The sequence below is a fragment of the Hallella multisaccharivorax DSM 17128 genome (assembly GCF_000218235.1).
In the GTDB taxonomy this organism is placed as follows: domain Bacteria; phylum Bacteroidota; class Bacteroidia; order Bacteroidales; family Bacteroidaceae; genus Prevotella; species Prevotella multisaccharivorax.
Map to the genome: position 1 here is coordinate 704,279 of NZ_GL945017.1, position 18,879 is coordinate 723,157.

At 49.8% G+C, this 18,879-nt stretch carries 14 protein-coding genes and 1 pseudogene; 7 read left to right on the forward strand and 8 right to left on the reverse strand.

Annotated elements, in window-relative coordinates; translation table 11 throughout:
• Positions 1–4 precede the first annotated feature (4 nt).
• From PREMU_RS03355 to csx2, 6 genes are all read left to right on the forward strand, one after another.
• Positions 5–433 carry a TIGR04423 family type III CRISPR-associated protein gene (locus PREMU_RS03355; protein ID WP_007573131.1) on the forward strand — a complete coding sequence of 143 codons (429 nt, stop codon included), beginning with the start codon at positions 5–7 and terminating at the stop codon, positions 431–433.
• A gap of 18 nt (positions 434–451) precedes the next feature.
• On the forward strand, positions 452–2,716 hold the full coding sequence (locus PREMU_RS03360; protein WP_007573132.1) for a TIGR03986 family type III CRISPR-associated RAMP protein: 2,265 nt from the start codon (positions 452–454) through the stop codon (positions 2,714–2,716).
• A gap of 144 nt (positions 2,717–2,860) precedes the next feature.
• The gene (locus tag PREMU_RS15940; RefSeq protein WP_419185125.1) at positions 2,861–2,965 is read left to right on the forward strand and encodes a hypothetical protein; all 105 of its coding nucleotides are present in this window, start codon (positions 2,861–2,863) and stop codon (positions 2,963–2,965) included.
• Positions 2,916–3,827 (forward strand): Card1-like endonuclease domain-containing protein, encoded by a 912-nt coding sequence (locus PREMU_RS03365; protein ID WP_007573134.1) that lies wholly within the window; start codon positions 2,916–2,918, stop codon positions 3,825–3,827. Before PREMU_RS15940 ends, PREMU_RS03365 begins: the two co-directional genes overlap by 50 nt.
• Before the next feature lie 5 nt (positions 3,828–3,832).
• Positions 3,833–5,314: an ATP-dependent DNA helicase gene (locus PREMU_RS03370; protein ID WP_007573136.1), complete on the forward strand. Its 1,482-nt coding sequence runs from the start codon at positions 3,833–3,835 to the stop codon at positions 5,312–5,314.
• Positions 5,315–5,347: 33 nt separating this feature from the next.
• Entirely contained in the window at positions 5,348–6,646 is a 1,299-nt protein-coding gene (gene csx2, locus PREMU_RS03375; protein WP_007573138.1) for a TIGR02221 family CRISPR-associated protein, read from the forward strand.
• A 139-nt stretch (positions 6,647–6,785) separates the two neighbouring features.
• Here csx2 and PREMU_RS16050 read toward each other — a convergent pair.
• The 4 genes and pseudogenes from PREMU_RS16050 to PREMU_RS03400 all read right to left on the reverse strand — a co-directional run.
• A pseudogene (locus PREMU_RS16050) lies at positions 6,786–7,347 on the reverse strand (IS1634 family transposase); the annotation flags it as partial.
• 217 nt (positions 7,348–7,564) lie between these two features.
• Positions 7,565–10,636, reverse strand: a complete 3,072-nt coding sequence (gene secDF, locus PREMU_RS03390; protein ID WP_007573140.1) for a protein translocase subunit SecDF — start codon at positions 10,634–10,636, stop codon at positions 7,565–7,567.
• Positions 10,637–10,737: 101 nt separating this feature from the next.
• Entirely contained in the window at positions 10,738–11,805 is a 1,068-nt protein-coding gene (locus tag PREMU_RS03395; RefSeq protein WP_007573142.1) for an endonuclease/exonuclease/phosphatase family protein, read from the reverse strand.
• Positions 11,802–12,701, reverse strand: coding sequence for a rhomboid family intramembrane serine protease (locus PREMU_RS03400; protein WP_007573144.1), 900 nt, complete (start codon positions 12,699–12,701; stop codon positions 11,802–11,804). Before PREMU_RS03400 ends, PREMU_RS03395 begins: the two co-directional genes overlap by 4 nt.
• A 280-nt stretch (positions 12,702–12,981) precedes the next feature.
• Here PREMU_RS03400 and PREMU_RS03405 point away from each other — a divergent pair, with 280 nt between their 5' ends.
• Positions 12,982–13,257, forward strand: coding sequence for an HU family DNA-binding protein (locus PREMU_RS03405; RefSeq protein WP_007573147.1), 276 nt, complete (start codon positions 12,982–12,984; stop codon positions 13,255–13,257).
• A gap of 199 nt (positions 13,258–13,456) precedes the next feature.
• Here PREMU_RS03405 and PREMU_RS03410 read toward each other — a convergent pair whose 3' ends face one another.
• The 4 genes from PREMU_RS03410 to PREMU_RS03425 all read right to left on the reverse strand — a co-directional run bounded on the left by PREMU_RS03410 (position 13,457) and on the right by PREMU_RS03425 (position 18,818).
• The gene (locus PREMU_RS03410) at positions 13,457–15,295 is read right to left on the reverse strand and encodes an ABC transporter ATP-binding protein (RefSeq protein WP_007573149.1); all 1,839 of its coding nucleotides are present in this window, start codon (positions 15,293–15,295) and stop codon (positions 13,457–13,459) included.
• Positions 15,296–15,390: 95 nt separating this feature from the next.
• On the reverse strand, positions 15,391–16,764 hold the full coding sequence (gene miaB / locus PREMU_RS03415) for a tRNA (N6-isopentenyl adenosine(37)-C2)-methylthiotransferase MiaB (RefSeq protein WP_007573151.1): 1,374 nt from the start codon (positions 16,762–16,764) through the stop codon (positions 15,391–15,393).
• 46 nt (positions 16,765–16,810) lie between these two features.
• A complete protein-coding gene (locus PREMU_RS03420; RefSeq protein WP_007573153.1) occupies positions 16,811–17,767 on the reverse strand; it encodes a phosphatase PAP2 family protein in 957 nt (318 codons plus the stop codon).
• Positions 17,768–17,822: 55 nt separating this feature from the next.
• Entirely contained in the window at positions 17,823–18,818 is a 996-nt protein-coding gene (locus PREMU_RS03425; RefSeq protein WP_007573156.1) for an NAD-dependent epimerase/dehydratase family protein, read from the reverse strand.
• Between the last annotated feature and the right edge of the window lie 61 nt (positions 18,819–18,879).

The following is an 18,879-nucleotide window of genomic DNA, read 5'->3' on the forward strand; positions in this document are numbered from 1 at the left end:
TACCATGACGATCAAAGACATACCAGCACAAGAGAAATACGAGGGTTACCTGTGGATGAGCGACTCCACAGAGCCGGTCGTGCTCGACAGAGAGCCGCTGCCCGAAGACAAGATATCGTCGCCAAACCCCTTCGTCGTCGAGGCAGAGCTGTACGACGGAGCTAACCTATGCTCTTTCAGCGTGCACCACGCGGGGAACGAGATTATCTGCAACAGGTTCCAGCTCACGCTGGACGACCGAACTAGTGGCCACAATGAAGAGCGCGTGTTCAAGAGCCACCACTTCAAGGACCACCAGGAGCTGCATTTCATCGACTGCTGGGAACCACAGTCCGACGAGCTGTGCCAGCCGGAAGGAGAGGATCCCATGGATGTGCTGCGGTTTACCAGGCGCATCTTCGTCGGATTTCATCCATTCAAAATCAACCAATAATTAAGGAGGACAGAATATATGAGTATAATAAAATCTCCCTTCAACTTCGTGCCGCTTTCTGGGAAAGTCTTCTTCCCCGACTGGGCAGGGAAGATATCACAGGACATACCTTTCAGCGACGGGCTCAGCGGTACGATAAGACTGAGGATCACCGCCGATTCGCCAATTTATATCCGCAACGGACACGTAAGAGAAGATGCGCCTGATAAAAAAACAGGTGAGTTCAAGACAAAGGAAGCAGAGAAGCGATATATAAGTTTCTCCCATGTGGACGTCGGTGGAGAGCCACGCTATTTCATTCCCGGGACGAGCATTAAGGGCGAAGTACGCAACCTCCTTGAGATCATGAGCTTCGGCAAGATGCAGGTGGACAGAAGTGCCATGTTTGCAAGACGAGACCTTACCCGCAACGCAGACTATCCGCTGAAAAACTATCAGAGGGAAATCCACTGTGGATGGCTTCGGAGAAATGGAGATGCCTTTGAGGTCACTGATAACGGCCGTCCGTACCGCATGAGCCATAAAAGCATAGACAGCTGGACAGGCAAGGAGCTCATGGCCAGGAATTTCTCCGCTGTCAGAGGAATAGACCTCACAAAGAACACTACACTCAACGGCAAGACCTATGATCCGAAAACAGCGGCCTACAAGAAGGCCCTGCTTGGCCAGTGGGGTCTTGACCGCCTCTCTTTCAGCATCGTCAAGGAAGGCAAGACCGGTGACAAATATGTTGAGGTCGACGACAACGGCGATATTCAGGGAAGCATTGTGGTAACCGGCCAGCCAGGGCCGTGGAAGATGCCACGCGGATCGAAAGCCGGCAAGTTCTATGAGTTCGTGTTCGGCTATGAAGAGCAGCACAGCCCACGCCGGCTTTCAAGGGAGATGTTCTCTCACTTTGAGTTTATCTACAGGGATTCTACCGACTGGAATGACGTAAAGAAAAATATTGACCATCAGGGTATTCCCGTCTTCTTCCGCGCCAACGGCAATGATATCATAGACTTTGGTCTGACGTTCCTCTACAAAATGCCTTACAGGCACTCGGTACAGGACTCGCTGCCCGGCATGCACCGCGACAGCCGGCCGGATCTTGCCCAGTGCATCTTCGGATATACAGAAGCCGACGTTGTTAAAGACGACAGCCTGAATTCCCTCAAGGGACGAGTTCAGTTCGGCAATGCCTTTGCTGATCCTTCAACGGTGAGGATGCTGGATACACAGAGACTTCCGCTGGGCACTCCTAAGGCATCCTACCTCCCCATTTATGTCAGCCAGGGGAAGGCCGTGCACGGACAGCTGCCGGTATCATACACCACACCAGGCAAAAATGGCGAGCCTGTCCCACATTATACATACCAGACCTATGACAACAGCCATCCTACCGGATGGAAACGTTATTACGGACGTGACGGTATAGTCTGGGGTGAACCCGCGCCAGTCAATTCCGAGGGAAAAGATACACAGAATACCCCCTTCGACCCACTTGACACAGGTGCCGTCTTCAACGGCGTGGTCACCTTCCACAACCTCCGCCCCATAGAGCTGGGAGCCCTGCTTTGCGCCCTGACTTTCGGAGGGCATCAGGACTGCCATCATCAACTGGGTTTGGCCAAACCCTATGGCTACGGACTCTGTCACTATGAGACAACCCTTGCTGCAAAGAAGCTTTCAAATCTCGGCGGCGAAGCGATAACCGAAATAAACGGTTTTATAAACTCCTTTATCCAAAAGATTGCGGACGAGCTAAGCCTCAAGGATGTCTGGTCAAACGACGCATCGATCAAGACCCTCCTCACCATGGCTTCCATTCCTGTCCCGGACAGTGACGGTTTCAGATATATGAATATGTCAACTGACAGAAACAAGAATGATTTCCTAAATGCCAAAAAAGAGGGCGAGACACTGCGCCCTTCCCTTGAATTACTGGAGGGTGAGAAACTAAACTGGGCGGAATGCCAGAAAGCCCGACAGAAAGAGAAGGAACGCGAACAGATTGATACGAAAGACATGCCCATCCCCAGGCTCTACCCGAACTCCAACCGGGGCGAATGGATGAAAGCCATGAAAGAGGTGTCTGAAAGTGATAAAAAGTCACTGACAGAGGACCAGAAGAAGTATGCCTGTGAAGTACTGCGATATGCAAAGGAGCATTCCAAAGACGCCTTTAGCAACAAATGGAAAGTCGGAGGGGAGTATTTCAAGCAAGTCAAGAAGATTTCAATAATAGGGAAGGATCTCGCGACTGAGTGGTTTATCGAAATCAATGTAAAAAACGAATGAATTGGTATAGCTTAGTCGTAGTACCAGCTATGTTCATTTTCAGATGGTTTGATTTGGATATTTGGACATTGATAAAAAGAACTGTTTATGTCACATATAATTGTATCTATACTCAGTGAGCACTCCGTACCTAACTTTCTCTTTATGAAAGAGATGGAGGGGAGGTACGACGAGATGCTCTTCATCACAACTGCCCAGGTTGACGAGAAACGCAGGGGGAGAGCAACTGGTAAAAGCATTAGGACTTGACAAAGACGTCGTTTTCATCGTAGTTGATGCCAACGACTATTGCTCGGCCCTCTCTACATTGAAGCAAGAGTGGGAGACACGTGAAGGGGATGAGTATATCGTTAACCTCACGGGCGGCACCAAGATAATGTCACTTGTCGTCCATGACTTCTTCGCAACCATGAAGTCCAGGTTCTATTACGTACCCATTGGCAAGAACACCTTCTATGACATTGCCTCCGGTACGTCTTCAGAATTGCACTACCGTGTCAATCTGAAGGAGTATTTCACGCTCTATGGCATCCGGTATAAAAATACAAAGGAAAGCGAGTTGACACACACCGAGCAGGAGGACACAGATATATACAATGAAGTCAGAGAACATCGTTTTCGCCTCCCTGACAAGCTTAGATTTGCCCAGGAATCACCATCAAGTGAGCTGCGCAGATATTATGCGGGTACCTGGTTTGAACAGTTTTCCTATTTCTGTGTCAAACGTGCGCTTCATCTGAGGGAAGAAGATATCGGCCTGTCGGTAAAGATCTACCGCGAAGGCGACCAGGCTCTCAATGACAATGAACTTGACGTGGCATTCATGTATGAGAATGTGTTGTATATCGTCGAGTGCAAGGTAACAATGAGAGGCTTGGCTGGTGCCAAGGATACTATAGAAGAGTATCTTTACAAGCTTGCGGCCATCGCAAAAGATTTCGGCCTTCAGGTCAGACCATATATCTTCACGCTGCACCGTGTCCAATCACTGTCCGAAGCCACAAGAGACAATTTAGTCAAACGCTGCCAGATACTCGGTGTAAGGAACATTATATATGGCAATGACTTTATGAATATGGAGTCTGCACTTTCCAAGCCACTTACTATGTAAACGCCATGGAAGCAAACGATATCAATCTCCTTCCGGATCAGGAACAGATCATGAAAGCACTTGTGGATTTCTGCAAGGACGAAGACAGCAGGGTGTTTATTCTTTCCGGCTATGCAGGAACAGGTAAAACGACCCTGCTGAGGAAGTTTATCTCCTGGCTCGTTGACCAAGGATACTGCAACGGTGCAGAGATCCCCAGAACAGAGAGAGGAGGGAACATCAAGCAATTCGTTTCTCTTGCCTCCACAGGACGTGCTGCCAAGGTCCTTTCCGACAAAACAGGAAGTATTGCAACGACGGTACATGGCTGGATATACCATTTTAACGGCTTTAACCAAGACATTACCAAGATGGTGGAGACGATAGAGAAAAACCAGCATGTTGATAATACTGGACAGTTGCTTCTTGACTTCGGCTTCAGTCCTCTTGATGCTCGGGCGAATCATGTGATCTACATCGTTGACGAGTCGTCCATGATCAGTGATGTGGAAGACAAGCACCCCACCCAGGCCGTTTTCGGATCAGGAAGGCTCCTTCACGATCTGATCAATTACGATCCTACGGGTAAGTTCGTGTTTGTAGGCGATGATTGCCAGCTGCCGCCTGTCAACGGCACAGGCTCTCCGGCATTGGATGAACAGTATATTAAGAACGAATACCACCTTCAGACCCACTCGGCCACATTGACTCAGATCGTCAGGCAGGACAGTGACAACGACATTATCGTCGCGGCTGGCAAGATGAGGGAGCTGTGTATGAATCCTCCACGAGTAAAGTGGGGGCAGTTCCCAATGAAGGGATATCGGCATATCGGCGTTTTCAATACTCAGCAGGAGCTCGTTGACAAATATGTAGAAGAGCTCAAGCAAAACGGTTATGATGCAAATACTTTGTTGACAGGATCGAACAACAGATGCACCTCGCTTTCTTCACAGATTCGAAAACGATTGGGGTTCACCGATCCAAGAGTCATGCCTGGAGAACTACTGTTAGTGACTCAAAACAATCTTCCAACACGTTTGATGAACGGTGACCTTGTAAAAGTAAGATCCATAGGAAACCGTGTGGAAAAAGCACATCTTGTCTTCCTTGATGTCGAAGTGGAAGAACTGGTCACGAAAAAAGTCTACCGGACGCTGCTCATTGAGAACCTGCTATATTCTACCAAGGTCAACCTTACTGAGTATGAGCAGAAAGGGCTCTTCATCGATTTCTATTACCGCGAGCGTGAAAAAGGAATCAAACAGAAAGATGCTGAATACAAACAAGACATCATGCAAGACCAATATCTCAATGCGCTCCGCGCCGTATACGGTTACGCCATCACGTGCCACAAGGCACAGGGAGGAGAATGGCCGGCGGTATATCTCGACATTCCACGCTACCTCAGTCATGAGCCTGACCGGTCAGCCTACCAGTGGCTCTATACTGCCATGACGCGTGCCAGCGACATGCTATATATTATAAATGACTATTTTATCGTATAAGTAATCAACAAAAACAAGTAACAAATAGAAAAGATGAGTAGAAAAATATTCCTTTCATTCCTTGGCACGGGACTTTATCATAAATGTGTCTATTATAAAGAGAACTTTGAGTCAACACCCACCTCGTTCATTCAGCAGGCAACAATAGAACTGCTCGTCAAGCAAGGACTTCAGCCGGATGCCGTTCGTATCTTTACAACAAAGAAGGCGAAGGAAGACAATTGGAATAAAAGTATTACATCCCGCGAGGATCGGAACAAGCACGAAGACATCGACTACTGCGGTCTTGAAAGCCTGATAATGGACGCTGCTCCAGACGTCAAGGCCATTGACGTACCCGATGGTGGCAACGAGACGGAGATGTGGGAGATATTCCAGAAAGTATACGATGAGATAGAAGATGGCGACGAGCTATACATCGATCTCACCCATGCCTTCCGCTATCTACCCATGCTCATGCTTGTGCTGAGCAACTATGCAAAGTTCCTGAAGGACGTATCCGTTAAAAGCCTTGGCTACGGCAACTGGGAAGCTCGGGACAAGAATACTAACAGGGCACCCATCGTAGACCTTATGCCTATCACCCAGCTTCAGGACTGGACATCCGCTATCTCCGAATATCTCAAGCACGGGTATCCGGAAAGCATCAAGCAGCAAGCACGCAACTACAAGCTCTGGCTGCTGCAAAGCGGAGCAGAAATAACCAATGAGGAAAAGGCAAATGACATGATGGCAAAAGCGATAGAAAAATATGCCATGGAGCGTCTGACCTGCAGAGGAATAGCCATAAGCAACGGTGATGCTGCCAAAGACCTCTATCAGAAGATAACAAACATGGAGAATGACAAGATCATTGCTAACCTCCGGCCGTTACTTGAAAAGATTAGGGAACGGGTTGTCGTTTCGTCTGATGTGCTTACTAACAATCTCGATGCAGCACAGTGGTGCTATGACAAAGGACTCTATCAGCAGGCTATCACGCTCTTGCAGGAGGGATTCATAGCTCATGTCTGCCAGAAATACGGCTGGGATATAGCCGATAAGGACAAGCGGAATCTCATAACCTCAGCTTTCACCATCAAAACCTTCGACATCCCGGAAGAAATGTGGAAAGTGGAAACAGAAGAAGACAAGGATTTGCTACGTGTCCTTTTAGACGACAGTCTGCTTAATGACTGCAACCTGGTAAATCTCTTTGGTGACATCAGTAACACGATAAGAAATGACTTCAATCATGCGGGCTTCCGTCAAAATCCTCTTCTCCCACAGACAATCAAGAAGAAAATTGGCAGAGATCTGGTAGCATTCAGAGAAAAACTTCTCGGAGAGTAGCCCATCCGGAAAGCAACAGACGGATCCCTTTCCAAGGTGTTCCTCAATGTCTCAAACCACAGTCTTACAATGTGGAGCGAAGAGCAGAAAGATACCGCACGGAGATACGGTGACATTGCCGACATGCCGTTCCCCGCTATGTCTCGAAGTACAGTGTGGTGACATCGTAGAACAATATTCCAATACTTCCACCGAGTATCTTCCTCGTATGTTCCACACTGATATTCATCGCGAATTCCATCTGTGTGTTGTACAACTTGTCCATGTAACGATCGATGTTGTTCAAGTCAACGTCCTCGTCATAGTATGATTTCAGATAGGCCGTAGTAGCGAGCTTACTCATAGGCAGTGAAGACACGTGCAATGACGAGATGGCGTAGAATCTCGTCCGGGATGGGGTTTGAAACCTATCGAATCGTAGACTCGCTCGAGCAACAACTGTGTGCCATTGATCAATACTGAGTCTATATGGTCTATTACGCGGGCAGCCTCTTCTACTTCCTTACCCTTCTCGTTATCGAAGTCAAGAAGTCGCTGACCACTGTGAGTGTGAAGCCAGTGACAAGCTTCAGAGTACAGAATTGCTATTCTGTCTTCGTCCTTTGCGGTACCGAAGTTCTTCACCTCCTTGAAAGTGCCATGCTTTTTGATTCGCCAACTGTTGTGCTGCCTGACCGATTCTTCTTTTTGCGTACGAACATGGCACAAAGGTAGTGGTTTTTATGTTTGCGTCACCCAGAGTCACCCACTTTTTTTAAGTTAAACAACTGATAATCAATGTGCGCTATATGATGGCAGAAAAAAGTGAAGAAGTCAGGAAATGCCAAAGTCAAAGAAGGCAATATCTTGCTGGTACAATATAGAAAAATCCCCACAACTGATACAGCCATGGGGATTTCTCAATATATAATAATGTGTTTATGCATTGGCGGGTTCTGCAGCTGCAACCTCGGCAATACCGTTATCGCGCTTTTCGATCTTCTTACCCAACACAATATAGGCGATAGGCGATGCAAGGAAGATAGAGCTCAGCGTACCGACGAACACACCGACAATCATTGCGAACGAGAACGAACGAATGGAGTCGCCGCCGAGGATAAAGATGGCAAGCAGCACGATCAACGTAGACAGAGACGTATTGATAGTACGTGCGAGGGTCTCGTTGATGGAGTCGTTGAATATCTTCTGCATATCACCCTTTGGATGCAGGCGAAGGTTCTCGCGGATACGGTCGAACACCACCACGGAGTCGTTGATATCGTAACCGATCACCGTCAGAATGGCACCAATAAACGTCTGGTCTATCTCTAACGAGAAGCCTATCCAGCCATAACACAGTGAGAAGAGGCCGATAACCATCGTGGTGTCAATGGCAAGAGCTAAGATAGAGCCGACAGAGAAGCCCACGTTGCGGAAGCGGATAAGGATATAGAGGAAGATGCAGAGCAATGCCAGACCGACACTGTATACCGCATTTCTCGTAATATCCTTAGCCACAGAAGGACCTACCTTTGAAGAGCTGATGATGGAACCGCCCTGACGAATGTCCGGATTCTTGAAGGCGTCTACGCTGGCCTGACTCACGAATCCGGCCTTATGCAGGCCATTATAGAGGATGGTTTCGGCTTTATCGTCGGCGTTAGGATCATTGCTGTCAATATCCCAGTTGGTACTTACACGGATAGTCTTGCCATCAGTTCCGAGGGCGATAACCGTTGTTGTAGCAAGTTTGCCTTTATTGTTGCCAGTCGTGTTGACGAATGCATTCTGCAGTACGGGGCGCACATCTTCCACAGGTACCGACTTGTTCAAGGTCACCACATAGTTGCGGCCACCTGTGAAGTCAATGCTTCGGCTCAGTCCACGGACGGCGAAACTGCCAATAGCGATGGCGATAGCCACTGCATAGAGGACAAAACTGGTCTTGTACATTGACATGAATGGATATTTGGTGTTCTGCATGAGGTTCTTCGAGAAGCCAGTCCAAAACTTAAGATGCATCCAGTGACCGTGGTTCAGCTTGTACTCATAGAGCAGACGTGTGAGGTAAACCGCTGTAAAGAAGTTACATACGATACCAATGATCCAAGTCGTAGCGAAGCCGCGGATGGGTCCAGTACCCACAACGAGCAGGATAATACCCGTAATCAATGACGTAAGATTGGAGTCAAAAATAGCCGAGAATGCGTTGCTGTAACCTTCTGAGATAGCCTTCCTCATGTCCTTACCCTTGCGCAATTCCTCCTTGATGCGCTCATAGACAAGCACGTTGGCGTCGACGGCAGTACCTAATGACAACACCATACCGGCAATACCACTCATCGTCAGAGCCGCCTGGAATGACGTCAGGATACCCAGCGTAAAGAATACATTAATTAAAAGTGCGCCAATAGCGATGGAGCCAGGGATGATATTATAGATGGCAAGCATGAAGAAGATCAGCAGGATGAATGCCACAATGAACGAGACGAGTCCTTGCTGGATGGACTGTGCGCCGAGTGTAGGACCTACGACCTCTTCCTGCACGATGTGTGCGGGAGCCGGCATGCGGCCCGAGTTCAACGTGTTGGCAAGGTCTTTCGTGTCCTGAACAGTGAAATTACCACTGATAGCGCTTTGTCCGCCGCTGATTTCGCCGTTAACTCGAGGAGCTGAGTAAACAACATTGTCAAGTACAATAGCGATGGCCTTGCCCACATTGGCTTTTGTCAGCTCTGCCCAGCGGCGTGCACCGTCAGAGTTCATCGTCATGGATACTTCCGGTTGGCCTGTAACTTGGTTGAATTCATCTTTTGCCTGGACAACGACATCCCCTTCAAGTGGTGCGCGGCCATTGGTCGTGGTGACCTTCAAGGCATGCAGTTCAAAGATGTTTTTTGCCTGAATACCGTCGGCAGGCTTAGCGCTCCAGAGAAGTTTAAGGTCACTGGGCAGAATTTGCCTGGCGAGACGGCTGTAGATAATCTTATTGATGGCTGCGGTATCACGCACGCTGGCATACCCGCAGACACTCAGACCCTGGCCTGTTGTCTGCAGCATGGCAAGCAGTGGATGCAGTTTCTTGGCCTCCTGCAACTGTGCATCGGGAGTGGCTTGAATGTTTTTCTTTGCATTCTTACCCTTAATCTGGAACTTCGGCTGCTCTTGTTTGGCCTGCTTCACTTCCTTCTCGGCAGTGGCCTTAGCGGCAGCCACGTCCTTGTCTGCCTTCACAGAGTCGGTTTCATCCTTCTCGTCGGCATCGCCGTTGGCCATGCGTTGGTCAAGCTGCTGTAGATAAGGGAGCACCTCGTCGGCGTTATAAGTCTCCCAAAACTCAAGGTTGGCAGAGCCCTGCAGGAGCTTGCGCATACGCTCAGGCTCACGGATACCTGGCATTTCCACCGAGATACGCCCCTCGGTACCCTGTACCTTCTGGATGTTTGGCTGCACTACACCGAACTGGTCGATACGCGTACGTACCACGTTGAAAGAGTTGTCAATGGCAGCCGACACCTCAGAACGCAGGGCTTTCTCTACCTCGCCGTCGGTGCTGGTCGGTGAGACCTTGCCCTGCAGCTCTGTGGTGGAAAACACCTCAGCGAGCTTATGGCCTGGCGCATTCTTGTGGTAAGCATTGATGAAAAGCGTGATAAAGTCGCCCTGTGTGGCCTGTTGCTCCTTGCGGGCCTCGTCCATGGAACGGGTGAAGGCGATGTCGGTCTTGTGATCAGCAAGGTTCTCCACCACGTCGGGAACGGAGATCTCAAGGATCACATTCATACCGCCCTTAAGGTCCAGACCCAGACCAATCTGTGTCTCTAAGCACTTCTGGTAGCTGTAAATGCCAAGATACTTCACAGAATCCTTGTAATCCTGCTGGGCAACGGCATCGGGCCGCTTGGCTGCCTGACTGTCATAGTAGCTGGTGGCAATCGGGAAGCTCAAGTAGAAGAGGCTCACGAGCGTCAGAAGAACGGCTGTCGTGATAACGATTCCTTTGTTTTGCATTTTTTTGTTAGTTATTTTTTGTTGTTTCTATCTCTTAAATGCACATAATATGTGCAAAGTTACGAGTTTTTTATCATCTTAGTGAAGAAAACAAAGGAAAATTAAGGCTTTAACCAGCACATTATGGGATAATGGTCCGATTCCTTAATGGAATGATCCACCTTGCACGCATACGGCTTGAAATCGTCGGTACAAAGGATATTGTCTATTCTGACATACATTCTCGCCTTATGATAGCTGATTCCTGGCCCGTTACCTGTCTCGATATAGCAATCGGTGAGCCCTTTGGAAATGGTGCGGTGGGCATAGGAGAGGGGTGTGTCGTTGAAGTCACCGCACACGATCATTGGGGTTCCACGGTGATAGGCGATGTATCTGGCTACGGCGTCAGCCTCGGGAGCGCGCTTCCTCGTCTGCTCCGCAAGGTGCGAAATGAGCCATTTTGAAGTGCGAGTGACATCCTTGCCACCTAATTCGCCCTCGACCATCTGCTGGAAAAGCTCCTTCTTGTCAAGGGTCAGGCTGGTGGTTTCAAGGTGATTGTTAATGACTATCACGTCTCTGTGATTGACCCTAAGCTTGAAGGCACAGCTCATATTGCCTTTCGATGGGTACCTGATGAGTTCCTTCGAAAGAATAGGGTATTTGGAGAAGATGGTCATAAAGTCATTGTTGTGCTTCGCTGTGTCCTTGTATTCGTAGTGTTTGCCAAGGATTGAGTCTACCTGCACGCTGCCTACCTCATTTTCTGCCGACTCTTGCAGGCATACAATATCAGCATCCTGCTGCTTGATATATTCGAGGATGGCGTTGGGTTTGTTACGGTTTTCCCATCCGGCATAAAGCCAGACATTATACGACAGCACCTTCATACAGCCCTTCGGCGGGTCTGTGGGGAAATTAATAGGGAAGTATTTTCGTACCGGTCCGTAGCAGACGATGAAACCAAGAAAAGGAATCAGCACCCACCGTGGTTTTACCAGAGCCCAAAAGACAAGGAAGGCAACGTTGATAGCGAGCAATATGGGGAAAAACAGCCCCATGTTGCTCAGTTTAGGCCACACGGTGGGATCAATGCTGTCAACATGTCCTATGAGACACATCAAGATGATCGACGCCACATTGGCGCCGCCAATGACTTGGAAAGTAATGCGCGAGAGCTTCTTCATTGCTTGTTTTGGTCGAAGAGTATCTGCTTCTCATCGCGTGTCAGGCTGTCGTATCCGCTCTTTCGTATTTTGTCAAGAATACGGTCTATCTCCTCCTGATCGGCCTTCTTCTGTGCGTTATAGTCCCAGTCAGGATTCTCCTTGTGCCGTTCCTGCTGCTTGATTTTGCTGCTTTCCCAGCGACTCCTCATCGTGTTGAAAAACTGCCTTCCGCCTTGCAGCCCATCACTATAGGGATGCTGTTGCCAGTAGCGGATGAGGAAAAAGCCGAAGACCATGCCGCCCAAGTGAGCTAAATGTGCCACCTGTGAGCCCGGTGAAGCCAAGGCGGAGAAAAGCTCCACGACTATCGAACCCATCACCATCCATTTCGCTTTAATAGGGATAGGGATAGGGATGATGAACATGCGCTCGTCGGGAAACAGCATGCCGAAGGCCAGCAGCAGCGCATAGATGGCTCCTGAAGCGCCTACCGTGGTCCACTGACTCAGCGCGCCGTCGTTGGCGGCAGCCACTTGCATGAGCTGTGAGAAGCCATAGCCGGAATCAGCAGCAATGATATAAAACTGCACGAACTGTGCGATTTCCTGCATCAGTCCCGCGCCTATGCCACAGAATAAATAATAGATGATAAACCGCTTCGGGCCCCACACGCGCTCCATCACGGCACCGAACATCCACAGCATGAACATGTTGAGGATGATATGTTCCCATCCACCGTGCATGAACATGTAGGTAACAAGTTGGAAGATATGAAAGTCGCTCGCCAGAAAAAAGTGCAAACCAAACAAGTTATTCAGATCCACCACTCCTGCCTGAGCCAGCAAGAGCATGCCGATGAAGCACAGGAAATTGATGATGATCAGATTGCGGGTCACCGCAGGCATTCTAAGCATATTGAAACCTAATTTCTTTATTATTCATCACCCAGCATATTCTATGCTGGAAACCGTTGCAAAATTACGAAAAAAAGCCCTTAAAAGCCCATTTCAAGCGCCTTTTACCACTTTTTTTAGCCTTTTATGCCATTTTTCTTTCTTTTTTGTTTGCCGTATGAAACTATTACGCTATATTTGTCGCGGAATTAGGAAAGTAGGTGAGGAACGTCTGCCTATGGACGCCCGATCACCCTATATCAAGCATATATAAATTCTCACATTAAATTATAGCATTACTATGACAAAAGCAGATTTGATCAAGAAGATTTCCGAAGCAGCAGGAATCAATGCCACAGAGGCAAAGAAAGCACTGGAGGCCACCACTGATAGCATCAAGCAGGCTCTTGTGGCAGGTGACAAGGTACAGCTTATTGGCTTCGGCACATTCTCTGTTACCGAGCGCCCCGCACGTGAAGGCAAGAACCCCCGTACAGGTGAGCCTCTGCATATCGACGCCAAGAAGGTAGCTAAGTTTAAGGCTGGCGCAGAGTTCGAAAATCAGATCAACGCATGATTTTCCTCATTTAGCGCTTCAATGGATCAATATAAAGGGCAGCCGAAAAGCCGCCCTTTATTTGTGGATTACGTTTTGTGCTCATCGTGCGGCAACTGCTTGACGATCGTGCGGCAACTGCTTGACGATCGTGCGACAACTGTTTGACGATCGTGCGACAACTGTTTGACGATCGTGCGACAACTGTCGAACGATGACATTACTGCTGCATGTCGTGAAGTTTATGGTAATAGCCATTTTTCGCCATGAGCTCGTCGTGGGTTCCCCGCTCAACGATCCGTCCCTCGTGTATGACGCAGATCTCGTCGCTGTTCTTGATGGTTGACAGCCGATGCGCCACGGCCACGGTGGTGCGTGTCTTCATCAATCGGAAGAGCGCGTCCTGCACCAGGCGCTCGCTCTCGGTGTCGAGGGCCGACGTGGCCTCGTCAAGGATGAGTATCGGTGGGTTCTTGAGGATGGCGCGCGCGATGCTGATGCGCTGGCGCTGTCCACCTGAGAGGCGGCCGCCGCGGTCGCCGATATTGGTGTCGAAGCCATTCTCCGTCTCCATGATGAAGTCGTAGGCATTGGCTATCTTCGCCGCGCGGATGACTTCCTCGTCGGTTGCGTCATCCTTGCCGAACTTGATATTGTTCTTAATGGTGTCGTTGAAGAGAATGGCTTCCTGGTTGACATTGCCGATGAGTGAGCGCAGGTCGTGGATGCCAAGGTCCTTGACGTTGATACCGTCTATGAGCACTTCGCCTTCCTGTACGTCATAATAGCGCGGGATCAAGTCAACGAGAGTAGACTTTCCACTGCCGCTTTGTCCCACGAGGGCGACGGTCTTGCCTTTGGGAATGATGAGGCTGACGTCTTTCAGCACATATTGCAGTTCATCGGAATGGGTGTCGGTATAGGCAAAGGAGACGTTGCGAAACTCTATCTGGCGCTCAAACGCATTGATATGCATCGGATGAGCCTTCTCCTTGATTTCTATTTCAGCCTTCAATATCTTGTCGATGCGCTCCATGGAAGCCAGGCCTTTGGGAATATTATAGCTGGCCTTGGAGAAGTCTTTCAGCGGATTGATGATGCTGTAGAGCATGACAAGGTAATAGATGAAGGTAGGCCCGTCGAGCAATGACTTGTTGAGTACAAGGATTCCGCCGAACCAAAGCACCACGATGATCATTACCGTGCCGAGAAACTCCGACATGGGGTGGGCCATCTGCTGCCGCACTGTCACCTTAAGCAGCTGGTCGCGGTAGGACGAGTTGACCTTGTCGAAACGCGCGTTCATCTTCTTCTCCGCGTTGAACGCCTTGATGATGCGCAGTCCGCCTAAGGTCTCCTCCACCTGGCTCATGGTATCGCTCCACAGACTCTGCGCCAGGATGCTCTTCGACTTGAGCTTTCTTCCCACAAAGCCCATGAACCAGGCGAAAAGCGGCACAAAGACGATGGTGAATACCGTCAGCTGCCATGAGATGATGACCAGCGTAACGAAGTAGGCCACAATCAGGATGGGATTCTTGAACAGCATGTCGAGTGACGACATGATGCTGTTCTCCACCTCCTGTACGTCACCGCTCATGCGGGCGATGATGTCTCCTTTCCGCTCTTCGCTGAAGAATGACAGTGAGAGCGAGGTGATCTTATGATAGAGCTGGTTGCGGATGTCGCGTACCACGCCGGTGCGGATGGGCATAACACAAGCTGACGACAGGAAATAGGCTGTCGTCTTTAGAAAAGTCATGAAAGCCAGGAAGACGCCAATCACCAGCAGTGTGGTGGTGGCCGAAGTGTTGATGATCATCTCCTGCACATAGTAGGACATGTTGTTTTGCAGTACTTCCTTGTTGAGTGCCCACGGCATGAGATCGTTGGCGCGCAGGCCGCCGTCTACCTGAAAGAGTATCTGCAGGATAGGGATGAGTGCGGCAAAGGAGAAGATATTCAGCACGGCGGAAAGGATGTTGAATACCACCGACAGGACGAGATATCTCTTGTAGGGCGGCAGAAAACGCCGCAGGACTTGCAGGAACTCTTTCATAAAATGTAAGTTTTGTGAGTTTATTAACTTACGTGAGTTTCTGGGCTCTCAGCGCGTTAGGCAATTAAGAGCTCAGCAACTCAATGACTATAGAACTAAAGAACTGGCTCTCCGAACAGTGTAGCCGATGAACTGCCTGTTATTCTCACCCTCACGGTGTCGCCAATATGGAAGTTGCCTTTTGGAATGATGACGGCTTTGTTCTGCCCTGTGCGTCCCATGAGCTGGTTGCGACTCCGCTTGGCGTAGCGCTCAAGAAGGATGTCAAACTCCTTGCCCTCGTCTTCCTTATTGCGCTCGGCTGAAATCTGGGTCTGCAGGTGGATGAGTTCATTGAGACGGCGTATCTTTTCTTCCTCGCTGACGTTGTCGGGCAGATGTTTGGCGGCATAGGTTCCTGGGCGCTCCGAGTACTTGAACATGAACGCAGCGTCAAACCTGACGGTCTTCATGAGTGAGAGCGTCTGCTGAAAATCGTCTTCAGTCTCATCGTGATAGCCCACGAAGATGTCGGTTGTCAGCCCGCAGTCGGGGATGATGCGTCGGATGGTGCCGACCCTGGCCAAGTATTCTTCGCGTGTGTATTTGCGGTTCATGTCGCGCAGCACTTTCGTGCTGCCGCTCTGTGCGGGGAAATGGATGTGTGGACAGAGGTTAGGCTCATCGGCAACGGCGTGCAGAATGTCCTCCGTCATGTCTTCGGGATTGCTCGTGGTGAAGCGCACACGCATGTCGGGCACAGCCTCGGCCACGCTTCGCAGCAGTTTGGCAAACGAGCAGACATGCAGCTCCTGTCCGCCATCCTCCTCAATGATGATACCATTTTCTGGGCGCTTGCCATTGGGCTGGAGACCATAGCTGTTGACATTCTGCCCTAAAAGCGTCACCTCCTTGAATCCACGGTCGTGCAGATCGCGCACTTCAGCGAGGATGCTCTCTACGTCGCGCGAGCGCTCCCGGCCTCGTGTATAAGGCACGATACAGTAGTGGCAGAAGTTGTTGCAGCCGCGCATGATGCTCACAAAGCCGCTGACGTGGTTGCCACCGATGCGGGTAGGCAGCACGCTGCGATAGGTCTCTGTGGTCGATAGCTTCACGTCGACGGCAGGAAGGCCCTGCTCCGCGGCTGCCATCATCTCGGGCAGGCCCATGTAAGCGTCGGGGCCGCACACGATGTTGGCGTGATGGTTTTCCACGAGGTCGTCTTTCACACGCTCTGCCATGCAGCCCAACACACCGAGCACGGTGTTGAGCCCGTTCTTTTTCTTGTCGGCATGGAGCTGGTCGAGGCGCTGATAGATCTTGTTTTCGGCGTTCTCGCGCACCGAGCAGGTATTGAGGAAGATCGCGTCAGCCTCTGCTTCATTGTCGGTAGGCTCATAGCCCGCCATCTTCATCACCGAGGCCACTACCTCTGAATCAGCCACATTCATCTGGCAACCGTAGGTCTCTATGTATAATTTCTTCATGAATTGATTCGTTGTTAACAATAAAAAGAAGTTGTTGTGTAAGTCTCTACACCACTTTACGCTTGGCTACCCATGCCCAGAAAGCGTAGAGGAGCGCGCCCGACACCAGTCCGGCAAAAGCGTCGATGGCATAATGAGCGCGGATATAGACCGTAGCGAAGAAGATGCCAATGCAGAAAGGCAGGATCATAAGCACCAAAGTCTTGTTGCGTGTGCGGAAGGCAAGAATCAGACTCACCATGGTAATACCAATGTGTGAGCTTGGAAAGGCGCCGGTAGGACGCTCGCCTTCATGTACGTCGGCAAGCAACTGATAGCCCAGGCCGTCAGTCCATCCGGGTGTTTTCATCATCTGCCAGTGGGTTGCTATCTTGTCGCCTATCATCGGGAAAATGCCTTGGGCCACATTTTCCATGCCGATGGCGGGATAATAATACATGGGTCCGGCGACGGGAATAAAGTCAAATATGAGATAATAAGAAAAGAATGCCCCTATGAAAATAAAGCAACACTTCTCGAAATCCTTGTATCGTGCAAAGAAGTAAAACAGACAAACCGTCAGAATAATGGGGAAATAAGACACATAGGAGAGCTCAAGAAACTCGCTTAGCACCGGTTGTGTAAATCGCTCGGCAAAGACGAGAGCTGGTTGGAAGCCGAAGACGGTCTGGTCCCATGTGGCAACGATGTGATCGAGATTAGGAAACAGCGAGTTGATGTCGCAAGTGTCACGATACCACCAGCCTAAAAGCAGCATCTGGACAGCCACGCGTAGAAACTCCGTCAGCCGGCAAGGCATCAGGCGATAGACAGCCCACAGTCCGAGGGTGATGGCCGCTAAGCGCACGCGACCCCAGATCATCGCCTCGGGATTCTCTAACTTGGTGAAACAAAACAGCACTACCAACAGGGTGATAACCGCATAACCAAGTATCACCCATTCAAGTGCCAGCAGACCTTTACGGGGCCGCTTGTCTAAAGTGAATATATTCTTTAACCTCAACACTGAAAATCTATATAGCAGACTATTAAAGCATCCTCTATAAATATGGCAATATTTAAAGCCACTTGTTTTCCTTATACCAGCCAATGGTTCTGGCCACGCCCTCACGCAGCTTGCAGCGCGGCGTGAAGCCCAGCTCATCGCATGCCGGCTCAATGTTGCACCGCCAGTTGCGCTGACGCAGGATGTTGAACTTATCGTTGTTGAGCACAATCATCTTTCCTGTAGCCCTTCCGACGTACTCACCCACAAGGGTGACAAGCTTCAACACCCACACGGGAGCCGTGAACCTCACCCACCAGGGCCGGCCCAACTCATCGTGAATATAGTTGCTGAACGTGGAACTTTGATAGACATCACCGTCTGAAAGAAAGTATTTTCGGCCAGACATACCGTGGTCAAGGGCAAGAAATATTGCCTGCACAAGATCCTCCACAAAGATAAACGTGATGTCCTGACGGCGGAATCCCACCGCAAAATCGACGTGGTCGCGGATGCTCTTCGCCATCACGTAGTAATCTTTTTCTCGCGGTCCGTAAACACCTGTGGGGCGCAGCACGATATAATTGAAGTCGTTGCCGATAGAGTCGAGATACCGTTCGGCCATGAGCTTGCTCTTTCCGTAAGCAGTGTTGGGCCGTGGTGTGTCGTGCTCGTCAATTTCCTGATAAGGCTGTTTTTCCTTGATGGCACCAAAAACGCTCAGGCTGCTCAGATAGACAAACCGCTTCAGAGGCATATGGAGCTTAAGAATGGCATCGACAAGATGCTTCGTGCCCTCATAGTTGACCCTAAAGAAATCGTCCCTGTGCAAACACTTCGTCACGCCAGCCGCATGGACAATATAATCGAAGTCATGGCTACGCAGCGCGTCAGTAAGCGCGTCCTCGGAAGAGAAGTCAAGGTCGATGAAGTGGATACGGGCGTCCTGCAGATAACGGCGCGAACTGGTGCTGCGCACTCCTGCCCACGTCTCGAAGCCGCGACGCAGCGCTTCCTCAACGATAAAACTGCCAATGAACCCACTGGCACCGGTTATTAAAATCTTCATAATCAATCAGGTCACAAAGTTAATACATTAATCAGAATATTTTGCAAAATAATGTGATTTA